This is a genomic window from Thermofilaceae archaeon, from assembly GCA_038731975.1.
In the GTDB taxonomy this organism is placed as follows: Archaea; Thermoproteota; Thermoprotei; order Thermofilales; family Thermofilaceae; genus JANXEW01.
Genome location: JAVYQJ010000004.1, coordinates 56,717 through 73,407, shown reverse-complemented (window position 1 = coordinate 73,407; position 16,691 = coordinate 56,717). Strand labels below are relative to the sequence as shown.

The following is a 16,691-nucleotide window of genomic DNA, read 5'->3' as shown; positions in this document are numbered from 1 at the left end:
TCGGCTGGGGGCGTATTACGTAAGTCTCAAGGCTTGAGGCCCTTGATGGTCAAAAGGTAGTTCACGAGAACTGGTTGGGTTGCGATGAGAAGCGCTAAACGCAATAGGTCTGATACGATTCCGACTTTGAACATGCTGGACACCCTCACTTTTCCCGACCCGTAGATGATCGCCATGGGGGGTGTGGTTGAAGGGAGTGCGCTCGAGATGGAGCAGGCTAGCGCAGTCGAGAGGATCGGCCCCACGGGGTTGATCCCCGCGCCTTTGGCGAGCGATGCGACGAGAGGTACTGAGATCATCGCGGCAGCGGTGTTGGAGGCTGGGAACGTGATGAGGAAGCCGAGGAGGGCTCCGATCACTGATAGGCTGAAGGCGTCGAGGGCGCCGAGGCTGGAGATCGCGAGGGCGATCCAGCGCGAGAAGCCGCTCGCGTCTAGGGCCAGACCCATCGCGAGGCCGCCCCCGAACATGAAGACGACGTTCCAGTCAACACCCTCGGCGATCTCCTTGAAGGTTAGCAGTGGGCCTTTCTCTGTGCGGATGAGGCCCAGTGCTAGGATTGCAAGTACCGCGGGGGCAGCCTCCGGTAGATAGACTGTCACAGTCTTCGAGACCGGTTCAAGAGAGGGGAGGGCTGACGCTGCGATGGCTAGAGCTCCGGGCAGCATCCAGAGCGCGAGCGTAACCAGGAACACCGCGACCACGAGCTTCTCCTCCCTGCTGGCTCGAGCCTCAATCGCAATGTGGGGTGCCGCCACCTCCCTCTCCTCAACCTTCAGCAGCTTGAAGACGATCAGCCACGTGGTGAAGAGCCCGAGGAAGGCCTGCGGAGTCCCCACGATGAACCAGTCGAAGAAGGTCAGCTTGAAGCCGGGCAAAACTGACTCGAGCACCTGCTTGGCTATCAGGTTGGGAGGGGTGCTGATGAGCAGGAACATCGCACCCGCTGTCGCAGCTTCGCCGAGGGCGAGCATCGTGGCTTCTACGAAGCTGTCCGAAGCTCTGATCGAGGTGAGGTAGGAGAGCGCGATGGGGTAGACCACGCTGGCTGAGGCCGTGATCGATCCGGTGACGGTCAGGAGGAAGGCGGGTAGGCAGGCTGCGAAGAAGGCCGCCAGCGAAGGCCTCCTCCCCCTGTACAGCCTTGCGACAGCTGCGGCTGCGCGCCTATCGACACCCCACTTACTGAACGCCTTGGCTAAGACGAAGCCACCGATGAAGATCCATATGATCGGGTGGGTGAAGCTGGTGAGAGCGCTACTCCACGACACGAACCCGAGGATGCTGAAGAGAGCCGCAGCGAGCAGGCCGGTCAAGCCTAGAGGCACAATCTCCGTGATCCACCAGCTGGCCACCCAGACGAGGCCCCCGAGGGCGATCTGCGGAGCTTTGTTCAGCGACACGCCGGTTAGGCGCGCGGCCTCCTCCACGAGGGGGAGGGGTGGCGCCAGCGCGAGGGCTAGGAAGAACGCCGGCCCGAACAGCCACTTGATCCACCTCTTAACCATGCGGGAGGGGCCTGCCGAACACTAAAAATCTCTATCCGTCCGGGCTGAGCGATGGGTCTATCACTGGTTGCTTCGCACCTACCACGCCCATGCCGGTTGCCAGAGCTGTAGTTTTTGAACTTGAGGGGGTGGGGGAGTTCGAAGGTTCCTCGAGCGGGGGGCTCTTCGGCGAGAGCAGAGTGGTGGTGCGATTGAGCGTCCAGCGGTTGTCGAAGCTGGGTCTTCTCATACAGCAGCCACCAAGCCGGCTGGCGACAGCGGTGTGGGAGCCTGTCGTCAGGTTGGAGAGGTTGGGCGGCCGGCTCTGCCGCTTTCACGAAGACGTGGAGGGCGAACCATTCTACTGCGTGAAGCCGGCGGTGACGCGGGACGGCTACTGCAGGGAGCACGCGGAGAGCTGGAAGGCGCTCTACGAGAGGTGCGCTCAGGGTGACGACGAGGCCTGCAGTAGGGTAGCTGGGTCTCTCGCGGAGAAGTTCGCAGTGTACGCTCTCGATTACGGAGGGTCCAAGCTGAAAATCGGATTGACGCAGTCCTGGAGGATTGCATGGAGGATCGCTGAGCAGCCTCACGTCGCTGCCGCACTCCTCGCGACAGGCTCGCTGGAGGAGATGAGGTGCCTGGAAAGGGAGCTGGGCCGTAGGCCGGCAGCAACGGAGGGGGCGGGAATCAGGTTGGTGGAGAGGGTTGAGCGGGCCGTTAAGGCTCTCTCAGCGTCGAGGTTTGAGGTTCTAGCGCGCAGGCTAGCTTCGCTGTTGCTCGAGTTGGGGCTCGAGGGTGAGTTTCAGGCTGTGACGATCCTGCCGAGGTTTGGGCTTGAAATCTTCGCTGGAGCGGAAGCGCGCAGCATAGAGGATCTGGTGGGCGCAGAGTTGAGGCTGATCGACTACTGGGCCGGTGAGCTTGTCCTTGAGGATCAAAGGGGGGAGAGGTACCTCATCGATAAGCTGGAGCTGCTGCACAGAGTTCTCGACGCAGAGGTACGCTTAACCACTCGGGAGAGGGGACGTTAGCGCTGCCTGCTATACTCACAGCACCGCGCATTGTTCTCGGAGTATAGCAAAATTGTTATACTTCTGGAACGAGTGTACGACAATGCTGAGATCAATCGTTGAGCGCGAGGCGGCGAAGGGTGTGGAGCCGACCAGGGTACTTAGAGAGCTGCTTCATAAGCTCGTGATCTATGCGCTCGCTCAGCTCGGGCTTTACGAGCGCTACACGCTGCAGGGTGGGGCCGCCCTCAGGCTGTTTTACGGGTCGCCCAGGTTTTCGCTCGATCTGGATTTCACCCTGTCGGGTCCCATCAACGACTCCCTCTCGCACGCCGGAAGACTGGGAAGGGTGCTGTCGCGAGTCCTAGCGCCCGATGGTATCGGTGTCTCAGTCTCGAGTCAACGCCTTGACGAGGCAGGGGGCTTTCACAGGTACTTTCTTACCTTCGGGGCTGAGGGGCTCGTGGGAAGGAGGATCAGGGTTAAAGTGGAGGTGCTCAGCAGGAGTTATCATACCCCCTTCTTCGAAGTTCGGGCGCTAACGGTCGAGTACCCGGTTCAAACAGCCGTCGGGATCAGAGTGAAGAAAGCGGGTTGCATTCTGGCAGACAAGGTCTGCTCACTCGCTGGGGCTTGGCGTAGAGGCTTCGTCAGGTGGAGGGACATCTTTGACGTGTACTGGCTTGTGAAACACTACGGCGCCCAGCTTGACGAAAGCTATCTTAAGGAAGAGTTCGGCACCTACCTGGAGCGCCCCCACGACCTAATCGAGCTAACAGCGCACTTGAAGGCTGGAGGTGGGCTACTGGAGGCTGCGGAGAGGGAGCTCTCTAGACTGCTCAACCCTTCGCTGCTTCAGCGCGAGCTGCTTGAGCGCTACCTAGAAGCGGCGATCGCGGTCTTAGAGGAGGCGGTCAGAGTGGTTGTATGAAACTCCGCGAGTGGGCCCTTCTGCTGGAGAGCTTGAAGAGGGAGGGGTTCGCGCTGGTTCACGTTAGCGCGCTCCGAGCTCTAACGGGCCTCAAAGAAGAGTCATTGAATGTCGCGCTCTGGAGGCTTGAGCGTGAAGGCCTCGTAAGGAGGGTTGTGAGAGGTTGGGTGTGCGTCAGCGACTGCGAGCTCTGGGAGATAGTTAAAGCCGCCTTTCCATCGGCTTATGTGACGCTTGAATGGGCGCTCCACTACCACGACGTACTCGATCAGGCCCCGCCCATGGTGACACTGGCTTGGCTAGGGAAGCCGAAGATCGTCAGAGGGAGGCCCTACACATTCGAATTGCACAGGATCTGCAGCAGACTGTACTTCGGTTTCGACCCGCAGCTCCGCCTGGCTGAGCCGGAGAAGGCCCTCCTCGATACGCTGCACTTAAGGGGGTACGCTCCGCCAGACCTCAACCTAGACCTGCTAGACCGGGGGAAACTGAGGCTCTACGCGAGGCAGTTCCCCAAAAGGGTTCGGGAAACCCTCGAGAGCGTACTGCTCGAACCCTGAAGTGTAGCTCCCCAGTAGCTCCACCGCTCCGTGGTCGCGCCAACTAGCCGCTCGCTGCTGCGCCCAATCCGATAGCTCTCCTCTTCACCTTGAGGTAGTAAAGGTAGTGGCTGTAGGGCACGTCTGCAGGCACCCTATGGTCAACGTGCGGTATGAAGCCACCCTCCTCCATCAAGGGCTTCAGTCTCTCAATCTCCCTCTCGATGGCTTTCGGCCCCTCGATCAGAGCCCTCTTATCGATACCGCCCATGAAGAGGGCTTCGCGCCCGTACTTCTCCCTCAACCTCAGGGGGTCGCTTCCCGCTCTCACTTCGCAGGGGAAGAAGCAGTTGATTCCGGCCTCCAGCCAGTGGGGGATGAGCAGGTCGATGTTGCCGTCGCAGTCGATAATGTTCAGCCTCACGCCGTGGTCGCGGAGGAATTCGGTGATCCTCCTGTAGCAGGGAACCATCAGCTCCCTGAAATGCCTCGGCGAGATCAGAGGCCCCCCGTTCCAGCACATGTCCTCCCACCAGTGCGAGAAGTCGAGCTGCAGCTCGCGCACCGGCTTCTCGATCGCCCTCAGGATCATCCTCGTCCTGAACTCGAACATGTCCCTCACCAACTCCGGCTCCCTAAGGATCGCGCTGCAGAGGCGCTTAAGCCCCATCAAGTCGCGGGCCCAGCCGAAGAAACCTCCCGCATGGATGCCGAGCTCGTAGTCCCGATCCCTCCACCTATCCACGTTCTCCTCCCAGCCCGGGTAGCTGATGGCGTCGAGATCGAAGCGCTCCTTGTACGCCTCCCAAGTATCCCAGTCCTTAACCGGGTACTCGAGGAAGGTGGGGATGGACTCCCCAACCCCCTCTTTGAACTCGAGCTTTACTACACCCAGCCAATCCCTCACGACCCTCCTGCGCTCATCCTCCCAAAGCACCTCCACCTTGAAGCCCCTGAACGGGATGTGGTACGGCACCTCGTTCCAGAACCAGTTCTCGAAGCCGAAGTAGAGGTCGGCTTTGTAGTCGTCCGTAACCCACTCCGGCAACCCCTCCCTGTGCCACCTCCTCAGCGTGTCGCTCCAGTAGCCGAACTCCACGTCGGGGAGCCTATCCACGTCCCTGTACGTGAAAACCCTCAGGAAGCGCTCCCTCCTCGTGAGCTGTGCCGCACGGCCTATGATGCCCACGGTTTTACGCAGAGCGCACATTAAAGAGCATAGCTGCCGAGAACTTCCGGATGAGGCTGGCGGCCGTACTTGTAGCTGTGCTGCTTCTCCTGGCTTCGGGAATCGCTACGCTATTTTACCTCTCACGGCCACAGTCGCTAGCTGAGAGCATGCGGGGCGTGGAGACGGAGAGCGCTCTTACGGGTCGGCCCTGCGTGGGCGAAGCGGTTGCCCTTTACGTCTCTCCCAAAGGCTCAGACTCGTGGTCCGGGCTCTTCCCCGATCCTCTTCCTGACGGCAGCGACGGGCCCTTAGCCACCTTGGAGGCTGCGCGAGATCGGGTGAGGGGACTGAGGAGGCAGAGAAGGCCCGTTACCGTCTACCTGCGGGGCGGCGTCTACCACCTGTCAGCCCCCCTCGTCTTGGGGCCTGAGGATTCGGGCGGCGAGGGCTGCCCCGTGGTGTGGCAGGCGTATCCGGGGGAGGAACCAATCATCAGCGGAGGGTTGAGGATCACGGGGTTCAGACAGGTTGACCTGGGCGGAAGGTCAGCCTGGGTCGCCGAGGTTCCGAGGGGGTGGACGTTTAAGCAACTCTTTGTCAACGGGGAGAGGAGGCCTCGATCGAGGCTGCCGAAGGAGGGCTTCTACAAGATCGCGGGCGTGCCGAGCTACGCTGGTAAAAGGCTTCTCGAGCTCCAGCTGTTCGAGGGTGCGGACGAGTTCAGCTTCGAGCCGGGGCAGCTGAGGGCTTGGAGGAACCTCCAGGAGGTCGATGTCGTAATCCTCCACTTCTGGGTTGAGGAGCGCATACCGCTGCGAAGCGTCGATGAATCAAGGGGGGTCGCAAGGCTTTCCGCCAAAACGGTCTTTGCCATCAGGGACGGGTTTGCGGAGGAGTACCCCCGGTACTACGTTGAGAACGTGTTTGAAGCCTTGAGCGAGCCGGGTGAGTGGTACCTGGATGCAGCCGAGGGGTTTCTGTACTACCTTCCGAAGCCCGGAGAAGACCCCAGCTCCTCAGTGGTCGTAGCACCCCGCCTTGTGTGGAGGCTCCTGGAGGTGAAGGGCGAACCGGAGCGGGGTAGATTCGTCGAGAACATCGTCATCAGGGGTTTGACCTTCGAGTGCACCGACTGGGCGCACACCCTTTCCCCGCAGGCGGCTGTGAACGTGCCGGGTGCCATCTACTTGAGGGGGGCGCGCAACGTGGTTATCGAGGACTGCACAGTCAGGCACGTCGGGGGCTACGCGATCGAGATCGGGGAGGGGTGTAGGGGCGTTAGAGTTGAGGGGTGCAGGCTCTACGACCTTGGGGCGGGAGGGATCAAAGTGGGGACGCAGCACGTCCCCCGCAGCGAGTGGGAGAAGGTGGAGTTCATCGAAGTTGCGGGCAACAGGATAGAGAGGGGTGGAAGGGTTTTCCACAGCGCTGTCGGAGTCTGGGTGGGGCAAGCGCGGTTCGTTAGGGTTGTGGCCAACGAGATCGCCGATCTGTTCTACACAGGGGTATCGGTCGGCTGGACGTGGGGGTACGGGGAGAGCTTCGCTTGCTGCAACTTGATAGAAGGGAACGTGATCCACGATATTGGGGCCGGCCTGCTCAGCGACATGGGTGGGGTCTACACGCTGGGCGTTCAACCCGGTACCGCTGTGAGGTGCAACATCATTTACAACGTGAGCGCCTACCAGTACGGCGGCTGGGGCGTCTACCTCGACGAGGGGAGCAGCTACATCGTAGTGGAAGGCAACGTGGTGTACGATACGACGCATGGCGGCTTCCACCAGCACTACGGCCGCTGGAACATCGTGAGGGACAACATCTTCGCCCTCGGCCGCGAAGCGAACATAGTCCTGAGCCGGGGTGAAGAGGGTCAAGTCGCGTTCATCTTCGAGCGGAACATCGTCCTCTCCAACGGCTCGCCGATCTTTCAGGGCGGCTATGCCCAGCGCTACTCGATGCGCAACATCGTGAGCGACAGGAACGTCTACTGGGACCTCACCGGCAGGCTGACGGTGTGCCGCGAGCAGGCGACGGGAAGGGAGTACACGCTCGACGAGTGGCGAGCGCTTGGCTACGACAGGCTCTCCATCGTTGACGACCCCCTCTTCGCGAGCGTGGAGCTCAGAGACTTCACGCTTAGAGATTCTTCTCCGGCCCTCCGGTTAGGCTTCAGAAGGCTCTGCCGAAATGGTCAGAAGGGTTAATCAATGGGATGCAGCGCTAGATTGCCGTCAGGTCTTCCCAGCCGCGCGAGAGGATCACAACCATGAACGTCAAGCCGCTAGAACGCTAAAGAGTTCGGGGAATTCTGTCGTCTGAATAGGCCACTCTCCTTTCTTAAGCTTGAGAGTCCGGTTACCCGAGCGCCTAGAGAGTGAACCGGTTTTCTCAAGCTCGCATTCTTTCACAGCCCCCCTAGGCTAGGGCTCGGGAAGAGTCCCCGGATGACACTAATATAGGTTAGCTCCCTCTGTGCGTCCTACGCGGGCCCATCGATTGGAAGAAGTGGTTAATGAACTTGATATTTTCCACTTATTTTCCACTCTAATATGTACAACTAGTACATCGATTTAGCACAGCCTGGTGGGCCCGCCGGGATTCGAACCCGGGACCTCCCGCGCTCTCAACCCGGCTGCTTGATCGTGAGCTCGTGAGGCGGGCGTCCTAGCCGCTAGACCACGGGCCCCTCTGAAGGGCTTTAAGCGGGGCATTATATTGTTTGCTTGTACTGGTTAGCTCGCTACTAGCTAACCGATGTCAACCCGAGACTAACCGCTCACAGCAGTGGGGCACGCGATAGTGTTTTTACAGGGTGCTTCGGAATGATTGGCACATGGGGTTGCGTTTCTCCGTCGAACGCGTAGAGCAGGACGTCCACAAAGTGACGGCTTTCGATGGGGATAAGGCGGTCAGCTGGCTGTACGTAATCGACGTGCGGCTCCACTATGGCGCCTCCAAGGTTTTGGCGGGCGGGGTCGCCGGAGTCTACACGCCCCGCGAGTACAGGGGGAGGGGCTTCTCTGCCGCAACCCTCAGGTACACCGTCGAGTGGATGAGGGAGCGGGGCTACCCCCTATCGGCCCTCTTCGGCATCTTCGAGTACTACCACAGGTTCGGCTACGCCACCTTCATGGGTGAACACACCGTCACCTTGAGCTTAAGGAACGCATCCCGCGTTGAAGCGGAGGAGCTCGAGTGGGAGGTCTCCGAGGATCAGGGCTACTACAGGAGTGAGATCGCCCAGCTATACGAGAGCGTGAACACGCGCTGGCCGGGGGCCAGGGTGCGGGACTCCGCGAGCTGGAGCGGTTTTAGGAAGGGGGTGTCTTGGGAGCATCCAGCTAAACCTTTAGTGGTGAAGGAAGGTGGAAAGTTGGTTGCTTACGCTGCGTTGGAGAGGTGGCCGAGCCCAGAGGAGCTCTTGATCGCCGAGGTGGGAGCCGAAGGCCACAGCGCTAGCCTCTACAAGTCGCTCCTCAAGATCCTTTACAAGATTGCACTGGAAGAGAGGAAGAGCCACATCAAGGTCCACTTACCGCCCGACCACCCCTTTGTTCGGGTGGCGAGATCCTACGGCTGCACTGTTGAGAGCTTCTACCCGTGGAGCGGCGGCGGTATGGCGAGGGTCATCAGGTTAAAGGAGCTGCTCGAGTCTATCAAGGGCGAGCTTCAGCTTAGATCTCTTGGGGTCAAGGGGGCTCTCGCGCTTCGTGTAGGGGGCGAAGAGGCAACGCTGAAGGTTAACGACGGTTTGGTAGAAGTGGTCGAGGGTTGCGAGGCCGATAGCATCCTCGAGCTCGACCCTGGTAGCGCAGCTCAGCTAATCCTAGGATTCATGGGGGCAGAAGCGGTTGCAGCCGACAGCGAGGAGAGAAGGCTCCTATCGACCCTGTTTAATAGAGGAGAACCCTATGTTTGGCAGCCTGACAGGTGGTGAGCGTAGCGAATGCGATATTGAAAGCGCCTGTTTTCATCCTTTGAAGCCTGGTACCTTCAAAGATGTTTGCTAGAAACTGAGAGGCGTAGAGGCGTTCGAGGGGCGTCTCTAGCGAGATGTTGCTCGGTAAGGTTTTCGCACGAGCACTTTCGTTCCTCTAAACAATCGTTTTAAAGCCTGATTGGAGCCTTACCATTGTAGTGCGGAGAGGGGTTGCAGAGCTGCCGCTGCATGGGGGGCGCGTACCCCCGTGGCTCATCGCACGGATGAAGGAATTGGCGGAGATAGTGGTGAGGCTCGTCGTTGACGAGTTCGGTACGAAGGGCTTTCTCGAGAGGGTCGCCGACCCCGTCTGGTTTCAGGCGTTGAACAACTTGATTGGGATGGACTGGGATTCATCGGGCTCTACCACCGTGACCACCGCCGTGCTGAAGGATGCGCTCTCCAGGGTTGAGCTGGGGGTTTACGCCGCTGGGGGTAAGGGCGATGCCAGCTTGAAAACGCCCGAGGAGCTGCGTAGCATCGCGTCGAGGCTAGATCTGGACGCTGAGAGGCTCGTTGAAGCATCCTACTTGGTCGCGAAGGTTGATAGTGCGGCCCTGCAGGCCGGCTACCAGCTGTACCACCACGCCTTCTTCGTGGACGCTGAGGGTAGGTGGGCTGTCGTGCAGCAGGGCATGAACCCGCAAGCCAGGCTCGCCCGCCGCTACCACTGGTTCTCCGAGTCACTACACAGCTTCGTTGAAACACCGCACAGCGGAGTCAGCGGAGTCGCGGGTCTCGCTCTCAACACCGTTGACGCCAACTTAGCGCAGCACCAGAGGCTCCTGGTCGACCTGGCGAAGGAGGATCCGAGGAAAGTGGAGGGGCTGGTTAAGCAGGCTCTAGCGGTCGCGCGCGGCGTAACACCGCTGGTCAGCTACGAGCCCTACAGGCCGGAGAAGGCTAGGGAGCTGCTCAAGCGCTACAGCAGGCTCGGCGGCATCTCCGTCAACAGGAGGTCGTTGCTGGCCGCCAGGGAGCTTGACGTGCGCAACTACGAGATGCTGCTCGGCGTGAGGGGTTTAGGCCCGAGCACGATCAGAGCCTTGGCCCTCGTCGCCGAGCTCGTCTACGAGACCCCTCCCAGCTGGAGGGATCCCGTCACGCACCCACCCGACCCCTTCAAGTTCGCCTACGCTGTCGGCGGGAAGGACGGCATCCCCTTCCCCGTGGACAGGAAGACGTACGACGAGCTGCTCACAATCCTCGGTGAGCTGACGCGCAAGGTGAAGAACCCTTCAGCTCTCAGGAGGCTAGCAGCCCTCACGAAGAGCTGGTCTCCGCCACCTGAGGAGAAGATCCCCACCCTCTAAGTGTGGGAGGGGCTTCAAGAGGCTGAGGTTGTGAGGTAAGGGTTAATAACGGCTGTTTCGAGGGATGGGATCGTGGCAGTAAAGCTTACGCCACAGGAGGTTGACCGGCGTTTCTTCGACCTTCTCGCCTCAACGATAATCGACTCCCGTTTCGTGGACGAGTGGGTTAGAAACGGTCAAAGGGTTAAGCTACCCTTCCTGACCGAGGCGCGACCTGATGACGTCCAGGTCTTCGAGAACCGCTTCAACCTTCCGAAGCATGAAGGCGCGAAGTGGCTTTTGAGGCTTGACATCAGCGGGAACGGGCTTCTGCTGGTTGACGGGGAGCCGTACCAGGGTGTGGATGAGCAGCACAAGATCGCTGTGCTCGAGCCCGGGAATCGTGCGGTCAGGTTGGAGGCTACCCCCCGCAGGCTTTTTGGCGAGAGCCCCCACTTCTTCGCGTTCGCTGGTTCCACGCTGGCGGCTGTGCTGTGGGAGGGGTTCCACCTCTCCCTCGCCCTGCTCGACGCGATGAGCTTAGCCCGACGCAACCCTGAGCTAATGCAGCACTTGGCGAAGGCTGCGGCTGAAATCGAGATTACGCCCAGCGTGCTCCAGCTCTACACCCTCCAGCGGCTGCTTTACGGGCACATCCTGCCGGAGGGGTCGCCGGAGTACAGAGGCTTGCGCTGGGATCTCGCGTACGTGGCCAACGTCTACGGTCCCAGCGTCGCGAGAATCGAGCTGCCCGACACTCCCAGGCCGAGCATCAAAGAGGTTCTCGAGACTATCGAGAGGGTGAAGGCCGCGCTCCCCCGCGGGCAACCAGTTGGGAAGGTGTACCTGTTCGGTCACGCGCACATCGACACGGCCTGGCTGTGGCCCTTCAGCGAGACGAGAAGGAAGGTCGTAAGGACGTTCTCCACTGTCGTCGGCCTCGCTAAACTCGGCTACCGCTTCACCTACGTCCAGAGCGGGGCTCAGAACTACAAGTGGCTCGAGGAGCAGGCGCCGAAGCTGTTTGAGGAGGTCAAGAGGCTTGTCAAGGAGGGGCTCTGGCTGCCGATCGGGGGCATGTGGGTCGAGTCGGACACTCAGCTTGTGACAGGTGAGTCGCTCGCCAGGCAGTTCCTCTACGGGCAGCGCTACTTCATGGAGAAGTTCGGTATGAAGAGCAGGATAGGTTGGCTTCCCGACACCTTCGGGTTCACGGCTCAGCTGCCGCAGCTGATGAGGAAGGCGGGGATTGAAGTCTTCGTCACCCACAAGGTGATGTGGAACGACACGAACGAGTTCCCCTACCACGCGTTCATCTGGGAGGGCCTTGACGGCAGCGAGGTCGTAGCGCACATCATCGTAGCCACCTACAACGGCGCGCTAACCTCCAGCGAGCTGGCGGGTCTGTGGGAGAGGTACAAGCAGAAGGACGTTGCACCAGCCGTACACGCCTACGGTTTCGGCGACGGAGGGGGAGGGCCGACCTTCCTCATGCTGGAGAGGCTGAAGCACCTGCGCAACCTGCCGGGGCTTCCCGAGCCCGTTGAAGCGCCCAGCGAGGCCGACTACGTGTCCGAGCTGCTGAAGGTGAAGGACAAGCTGCCACGCTGGAGGGGCGAGATCTACAACGAGTTCCACAGGGGCGTTTACACGACCAATGCAAGGATGAAGGAGCTGATGGCGAAGGCAGAGAGTGAAGCCCGCTGGGCTGAGCTGGCGGCAACGGCCGCCCACCTGCTGGGGTTGTCCGCCTACCCGGCTCGCGAGATAAAGGAAGCTTGGGAGCGGATCCTGCGCTGCCAGTTCCACGACGTGCTCCCAGGCTCCGCGAACTACGAGGCCTATGTGGAGGCCTACAGGGACATGGAGGACGCGATAACCCTTCTCGGAGCGATCACGGCCAGGTCGCTGGAAGCCGTGGCGGGCGTCGTAAACGCGCCAAAGGGCAGCGTCGTCGTCTTCAACCCGCTGCCCTGGCCCGTTAAGCTCCCTGTCGAGCTGCCAGGTGCCGGCTACACCTACCCGGACGGGAGGGTTGTGGAGGCTCAGGATGTCGATGGAAAGCTCCTCGCGCTCGTCGAGGTCCCAGCCATGGGCTACGTAGCCCTCCTGCCGGGAGGCAGAGCCGCGGTCGAGCGGGGAGCGTCCGCTCGCGTGGAAGGAGATACCGTCGTCCTCGAGAACGAGCTACTCAGGCTGGTGGTGGGTAGCGACGGCAGCATCCTTTCGCTCTACGATAAGCAGCTGGGCACCGAGCTCCTCGCAGCTCCCAGCAACCTGCTTCGAGCTCACCCTGACAAGCCCGGCAACTTTGACGCGTGGGACGTTGACAGGTCGACGATAGAGTCTCCCGGCCACGCCCCCCTGGTTTCCCAGGAGCCGAGGATCGTGATGAGCGGGCCCGTTGCGGCAGCCGTGGAGTACGAGCTCCGCTTTAGGAACTCCACCGTTAGGCAGAGGGTCACGCTGTACAAGGGCTTGAGGTTCATCGAGTTCCGCACGACAATCAACTGGCAAGAGAAGAGCTACCTGTTGAAGGCGTGGTTCGAGTTCAGCGTGAAGAGCGAAGTCGCGCACTTCGAAGTGCCCTTCGGCGTTGTCGAAAGGAGGACGATCCCGAAGGATCGCTGGGACGAGGCCAAGTACGAGGTTCCCGCCCTCCGCTGGATGGACCTATCCGACGGAGAGCGCGGCGTGGCGATCATCGCTCCCACGAGGCACGGCTACAGCGTTAAGGGGTCGAGGGTTGGGTTAAGCCTCCTCAAATCCCCAATACACCCGAACCCGTGGTCGGACCTCGGCCGCCACGAGATCGTCTACTACCTCTACCCGCACGCGGGAGACTACAAGGCTGGGAGGGTCTACGAGAGGGCTTACGAGGTTTGGGCTGGGCTCAGGCCGGTGGAGAAGAAAGCGGAGGGAGGCAGCCTCCCTGCATCGGCGAGCGCCCTCGAGGTCGGCCCCGGCATCATCGTAGAGGCTGTGAAGCTGAATGAGGCTGGCAACGGCATCGTTGTCAGGCTGTACGAGGTGGAGGGGAGGGGACGCGAGGTAGCACTGAGGCTCCCCTACCACTTTGACGTTTACGAGACCAACCTTCTCGAGGAGGACCCCAAGCCGGTAGGCAAGGGTACCAGCGTAAGACTGAGCTTCAAACCATTCGAGATCAAAACCCTGCTTCTCGAGAAACCCCAGCAACGCTAAAGCGCGAAGATTGTGAGGAGAGCTCTCGCGTAGCCTCGTAGACCGGCGCAACGCCCCGGTCGTTGGCAGGAGGCTTGCCGAACCGGGAGCCCCATAAACCCCATAAAACCACGAATCTCTGCCATCCATTATTGCGAGGGCTCAGGTTGCTAACCTGCAAGGGTCCTGAAAACTTGCGGCGAACCTCCCTGCATCGCTCGGGAACTCTCTACAGTAAAGAGGCTTTACGTCTCCTGACGGCGCGTCGTAAAGCTCTGCTAAACGCATAGCCCGAGGGGTCGACCAGCTTCAGCTTGGCCACAGCGTACTCGTGCACGAAGTCATTAGCGTGATTCCAGCGGCTTCTGATGAGTGCGCATTAAGGAAGCTGGGTTCTTCACGCTCGTTTTCGCTCGCGGCACATGTAGGCTGTAAAGCTTGAAGCCGCGGAGAGAGCCGCGAAGATCGTGAGGAGAGCGTTGTAGCCCAGCTTATCCATCACTAGGCTCGCGATCGTGGGCGCTGCGATGTTGGCGAGCGAGAAGACCATGTTGTAGGCGCCGTACGCGGTACCGAGGGATTGCGAGAGCTCAGCCACGAGGGCGCTGCTCGACACGCTGAAGGACCCCCATACGAGGCTGTAGAAGCCCATTAGCGCGAAAGCGTGGAACGCGTTTGAAGCGAAGCAGTTGAAAGCCAGGTAGAGGGCAGCGAGCAGTAGGCTGAGGGAGAAGACGACCCACCGGCTCACCCTCCTCGCCAGCCGCCCGAACGCTATAATCGATGGGACCTCCAGCCAGCTCGTGAAGCTCAACGTGAGCATCGCTGTTGCCGCCCCCAGCCCTAGCTTGTAAGCGTAGTGGGGAGGGATGTACAGGTTCTTGATCACATCAACGCATATGAAAACGAACACGAGCAGAAGGAGGGCTAGAAGCTTTACGTTGAATGCGAGCCCCCCTCCCCTTTCCCGCCTCCCAGCTCGATCCCTCGCGCACTTGATTGCGGCCAAGGTGAAGAGAGCCGTTACGGCGGACGAAATTAGAAAGACGGATTGTATGCCGAAGCGGTCGAAGACCTGCCCCGATACAGCGGTGCCCAAAGCCCACCCGAGTGAACCCCCTGCCCAGAAGCTGCCCATAGCTCCGCTCACGTCGCTTTCCCCGCCGGCCGAAGCCATCACCAGCGTGAAGGTAGCTGAGCCCAGGAAGACGGATGCAAGGTAGAGCATAATTTGGCTGTAAAGGCTCTGGGGGAACGCGAGCAGGAGGAAAACGATGGATTGCCCCGCTCCACTGGCAAGCACGTAAGCGCGGAGCCTACCCGTCCTGTCCGACAAGTACCCCCAGAAGAGGGAGGATAGCGCACCGATCGCAGCGGCCGCGGTAAGGATCAACCCCCTCTCTACGAGGCCCACCCCGGACGCCTCCAAGTACAGCGGGAGCAAGGGGTAGAGGGATCCTGAGACGAACATGTACAGAGCGTTCACCGCGAAGAGAAGCCAAAGCTGCTTCACGAATGCCCGTTTCCGAACCCATTAAAAACAGAATCGCTGAACGAGCGATCAGGGCCTACAAAAGAGAGTAGTGAGCTGCCGGTGTACCCGTGCGCCATTCAACGTCTCTTGTAGAGTAGGCAGCCCAGCACCATCACGAGCAGCGTGCTGAGCCAGACGATCCAGTCGTTGAAGCTGACGGCCAGGAAGGCGATTATCAGAACGTTCGCGATCGCGGGGAGCAGCGGTACTCTGCCGATCGATAAGGGGACCCTGAAGGGCCTGGCCGCGTCGGGCTTCCGCACGCGGAGCGCGATCAGGGACGCGTTCACCAGGAGGAAGGCCATTAGGACTGCCAGACTCGAAGTTTTACCGACGAGATCTATCAGCTGGTACTCGAAGCCCCCGATCCTCAGCTTCCAGCCCGCAACTTCCGGCAAGTACTCGGTGATCAGGATCACGAAAGCCGCGATGAGGCCGGAGAGAGCCACGCTAACGTGCGGGGTTCTCCGCCGTTTATCCACTAGGCCGAGCCTAGGCGAGGCCACATTCTCTCTAGCTAAACCGTATGCTAACCGGGATGCTGATACGAGGAAACCGAGCGACGTGTTCGTCGTGGCGAAGAGCGCGATCACCATCAGCAAGCTTCCGGCTTCGCTCCAGACCCGGGAGACGGCGTCGGCTAGGGGGGCCTTGCTCACCCCCAGCTCCTCCCAGCTCATCAAACGGACGGCCGCTAAGCTGACGGCCAAGTACAGCATCGTTGTGACGGCTGTGGCGAGGACTATCGCTTTCGGCATCACTCTTTCAGCCTCTCTCGTCTCCTCGCTCAGCGTTGGTTGGAACTCGAAGCCGGTGTAGGCGAAGTAGAAGATCGCTGCGCCCACCATCACGGCGACGAGAGGGTCAACGCTCGGGTTGAAGGAGAAGTAGCTGGGTTGCCGTAGCGGCTTGAGGAAGCCGAGGGCTATAACGATCAGCAACCCGGTCGCTTCAACGAGTGTGAATATCGAGGAGAGCGCCGCCGACTCCTTAATCCCCCACCAGTTCAGTAGCGTGAGAAGGGCCAGTAGAGCCAGCGAGGCGGGCACGAGGAGGCCGATCTGTCCGCTCAGCGCTACAAAGTAGCTGGCGAAACCCAGCGATGCTGTTGCAGCGCCCGAAACAGCGCCGAAGAAGAGGAGCCATCCAGCTAGAAAGGCAAGTAGACGGTTAGCTGGGAAGGCCTCAGCAACGTACCTGAAGGTGCTCGAGGCGAAGGGGAACATGCTGGACAGCTCAGCGTAAGAGAGGGCCGTAAAGACGGCGATGAGACCCGAGAAGGCCACGCTCATCCAGACAGCATCCCCGACGAGGCCTGCCGCTCGACCCACTAGGACGTATATCCCGGCGCCGAGGATCAAGCCGATGCCGAATAGTGTCGCGTACCACAACCCGAGCTCCCGCTTGAGCTCTCCCACGCGCCACGCGCTACACGCCGAGATAAAGAAGTGTCGCAGCAACGAATGCTATGCAGCCGTGTAGCGGCCATAACTTCTGATTACCGGTAACGAGGATGGGGTTAAAGCTTCTCTATTCTCAGCGCCGTCTCCATTGATCGCTTA

11 protein-coding genes and 1 tRNA gene are annotated in these 16,691 nt (G+C 60.5%); 7 read left to right on the top strand and 5 right to left on the bottom strand.

The features are described from left to right. Positions 1 to 26: 26 nt before the first annotated feature. Positions 27 to 1,508 carry an SLC13 family permease gene (locus tag QXF46_03655; protein MEM0225947.1) on the bottom strand — a complete coding sequence of 494 codons (1,482 nt, stop codon included), beginning with the start codon at positions 1,506 to 1,508 and terminating at the stop codon, positions 27 to 29. Positions 1,509 to 1,597: 89 nt separating this feature from the next. Between QXF46_03655 and QXF46_03650 the strand changes: the two genes are divergently transcribed. The 3 genes from QXF46_03650 (at position 1,598) to QXF46_03640 (ending at position 3,991) form a co-directional block, all read left to right on the top strand. Continuing rightward, positions 1,598 to 2,521: a hypothetical protein gene (locus tag QXF46_03650; protein ID MEM0225946.1), complete on the top strand. Its 924-nt coding sequence runs from the start codon at positions 1,598 to 1,600 to the stop codon at positions 2,519 to 2,521. A gap of 82 nt (positions 2,522 to 2,603) precedes the next feature. Continuing rightward, positions 2,604 to 3,431, top strand: a complete 828-nt coding sequence (locus QXF46_03645) for a nucleotidyl transferase AbiEii/AbiGii toxin family protein (protein ID MEM0225945.1) — start codon at positions 2,604 to 2,606, stop codon at positions 3,429 to 3,431. Beyond that, positions 3,428 to 3,991 (top strand): hypothetical protein, encoded by a 564-nt coding sequence (locus QXF46_03640; GenBank protein ID MEM0225944.1) that lies wholly within the window; start codon positions 3,428 to 3,430, stop codon positions 3,989 to 3,991. Before QXF46_03645 ends, QXF46_03640 begins: the two co-directional genes overlap by 4 nt. Before the next feature lie 43 nt (positions 3,992 to 4,034). Here QXF46_03640 and QXF46_03635 read toward each other — a convergent pair whose 3' ends face one another. After that, complete coding sequence (locus QXF46_03635) at positions 4,035 to 5,159, bottom strand: uroporphyrinogen decarboxylase family protein (protein MEM0225943.1); 1,125 nt, start codon at positions 5,157 to 5,159, stop codon at positions 4,035 to 4,037. A 149-nt stretch (positions 5,160 to 5,308) separates the two neighbouring features. Between QXF46_03635 and QXF46_03630 the strand changes: the two genes are divergently transcribed. Continuing rightward, complete coding sequence (locus QXF46_03630; GenBank protein ID MEM0225942.1) at positions 5,309 to 7,345, top strand: right-handed parallel beta-helix repeat-containing protein; 2,037 nt, start codon at positions 5,309 to 5,311, stop codon at positions 7,343 to 7,345. A 377-nt stretch (positions 7,346 to 7,722) separates the two neighbouring features. On the opposite strand, the gene QXF46_03625 is transcribed toward QXF46_03630, so the two are convergent. After that, positions 7,723 to 7,827: transfer RNA gene (locus QXF46_03625), tRNA-Val, on the bottom strand. Positions 7,828 to 7,974: 147 nt separating this feature from the next. Here QXF46_03625 and QXF46_03620 point away from each other — a divergent pair. The 3 genes from QXF46_03620 (at position 7,975) to QXF46_03610 (ending at position 13,616) form a co-directional block, all read left to right on the top strand. Next, positions 7,975 to 9,078, top strand: a complete 1,104-nt coding sequence (locus QXF46_03620; GenBank protein ID MEM0225941.1) for a GNAT family N-acetyltransferase — start codon at positions 7,975 to 7,977, stop codon at positions 9,076 to 9,078. A 200-nt stretch (positions 9,079 to 9,278) separates the two neighbouring features. Next, entirely contained in the window at positions 9,279 to 10,433 is a 1,155-nt protein-coding gene (locus QXF46_03615; GenBank protein ID MEM0225940.1) for a DUF763 domain-containing protein, read from the top strand. Positions 10,434 to 10,505: 72 nt separating this feature from the next. Continuing rightward, complete coding sequence (locus QXF46_03610; GenBank protein ID MEM0225939.1) at positions 10,506 to 13,616, top strand: glycoside hydrolase family 38 C-terminal domain-containing protein; 3,111 nt, start codon at positions 10,506 to 10,508, stop codon at positions 13,614 to 13,616. A gap of 376 nt (positions 13,617 to 13,992) precedes the next feature. Here QXF46_03610 and QXF46_03605 read toward each other — a convergent pair whose 3' ends face one another. Both QXF46_03605 and QXF46_03600 read right to left on the bottom strand, forming a co-directional pair. Beyond that, entirely contained in the window at positions 13,993 to 15,108 is a 1,116-nt protein-coding gene (locus QXF46_03605; protein ID MEM0225938.1) for an MFS transporter, read from the bottom strand. A 98-nt stretch (positions 15,109 to 15,206) separates the two neighbouring features. Further along, positions 15,207 to 16,547 (bottom strand): APC family permease, encoded by a 1,341-nt coding sequence (locus tag QXF46_03600; GenBank protein ID MEM0225937.1) that lies wholly within the window; start codon positions 16,545 to 16,547, stop codon positions 15,207 to 15,209. Positions 16,548 to 16,691 lie beyond the last annotated feature (144 nt).